This is a genomic window from Corallococcus praedator (assembly GCF_003612125.1).
GTDB classification, from domain to species: domain Bacteria; phylum Myxococcota; class Myxococcia; order Myxococcales; family Myxococcaceae; genus Corallococcus; species Corallococcus praedator.
The window spans coordinates 1-389 of record NZ_RAWI01001412.1 but is presented as its reverse complement, the minus strand read 5'-3'; the positions used below and the strand labels follow the sequence as shown (position 1 = coordinate 389).

The following is a 389-nucleotide window of genomic DNA, read 5'->3' as shown; positions in this document are numbered from 1 at the left end:
CCTTCAACATTGATCAGCAGATTAAGAGAATGCTTGAAAAGATGTTGCCGTGCTGACGAAGACTCTTCTATCCCCCCACGCCTCTTATAAGAGTTGGGGGATGAAGAATGTTTTTCGATCGATTCTTAAGCTTTGCAAAAAGCGTCGATCGAAAAGTAGTTTTGTCGTTCAACTCGCATTTTTTGCGGTTTACAAATTCTATGTTCAGTTCCAAACTGGCTGAGGCTAAAGTTGTGAGACTCGCAGACAAAGTTTGCATGATTACCGGAGCAGGGTCGGGCATTGGCCGTGCAACAGCGGTGCAGTTTACTCGCAATGGCGCGATCGTGGTGGCGATCGATCTCAACGCTTCAGAACTCGAAAAAACGCGGCGGCTGATTGAACAGGAA

1 protein-coding gene is annotated in these 389 nt (G+C 46.8%); it reads left to right on the top strand.

The window, feature by feature from the left end; translation table 11 throughout:
* Positions 1 to 107: 107 nt before the first annotated feature.
* Positions 108 to 389, top strand: a 282-nt coding sequence (locus tag D7Y13_RS44680) for an SDR family NAD(P)-dependent oxidoreductase (RefSeq protein ID WP_244222516.1), incomplete at its 3' end; no start/stop codon positions are given.